Annotated in this window: 1 protein-coding gene; it reads right to left on the bottom strand. The window is 38.3% G+C overall.

The window, feature by feature from the left end:
- Window positions 1-16: 16 nt before the first annotated feature.
- Window positions 17-901 carry an IS982 family transposase gene (locus H5058_RS18100; RefSeq protein ID WP_008465638.1) on the bottom strand — a complete coding sequence of 295 codons (885 nt, stop codon included), beginning with the start codon at window positions 899-901 and terminating at the stop codon, window positions 17-19.
- Window positions 902-993: the final 92 nt, after the last annotated feature.

Here is a 993-nt window from a genome sequence, read left to right on the forward strand (position 1 = left end):
TTAACCTGAGATCTGCTTAAGCGATAACTAGTGCGTTGAGCTCTACGTCAGTTAAATTAAGGTGTGGCTTATTTTCTTTCAAGCAATAAGCCACCAACCCAGCTACTAAATTCAACATAAAACCGTTCATACTCCGATGTCTCGAATGTTCAATGAAGGATATGTTCTTGAGTTGATCATTAATTGTCTCGATTATAAACCGCTTTGAAAGCATCGCTCTATCCCATAATGACATCGCTTTTGCTTTCATATTTTTGCGAACAGTCGTAATGAGCTTCACACCTTTATCGAGTAAATCCGCTTCTAAGGCTTTACTTAAATACCCTTTGTCACCATACAATTTGTCTGTAAGGCAGCTCGCTAATTCACGCACTGGTTGCGTATCATGCACATTACCTGTTGTCACTTTGGCAGCGACAATTTCACCGTGGTGATTAACTATTAAATGCAACTTGAAGCCATAAAACCAACCCATCGTTCCTTTGCCTCGCTGGGCTATTCCATCAAAGGTTTTGTGTCTGGGAATACGAATATTATGACACACCTTAATACATGTAGAATCAATGAATTCAACGCCTGTGGGTTTACCTTTAAGTGAAGTAAAATAAGCACACATCGGTACAAGTATCCTCGGCATAACGGCTAAAAATCGTGTGTAACTGAGTAAGTTAGGAAATTCACTTTTATACATAAGTGAAACATAGCCAAGATAGTAATTTTTAAAATCACGGTGATGTGACATATGAAAACTAATGACAATTGTCATGATTTCACTGGTCGTCATACGTCCTGCTCGTTGACGTTTTTGGGTACCGTCTTCGAGTAATTGTTTTTCCCATTGAGGTATAAATACTTTGCAAAAATCGTCGACATCGCAAAACAATTCAACTAATTTAATCATGCCTGTTCCTTGTTTATCCAATCGTTCTTGGTCGAAAGATCGGATCTCGGAACAGGCATTTAGTTCAATTTTCTTAAACGAGATTCAGGTTA

Source organism: Pseudoalteromonas sp. SR45-4 (assembly GCF_014163535.1).
In the GTDB taxonomy this organism is placed as follows: Bacteria; Pseudomonadota; Gammaproteobacteria; order Enterobacterales; family Alteromonadaceae; genus Pseudoalteromonas; species Pseudoalteromonas nigrifaciens.

What these genes read in the sequence shown, in the direction of transcription:
- H5058_RS18100 (WP_008465638.1), bottom strand. Translation starts at nt 901, where the DNA reads ATGATTAAATTAGTTGAATTGTTTTGCGATGTCGACGATTTTTGCAAA.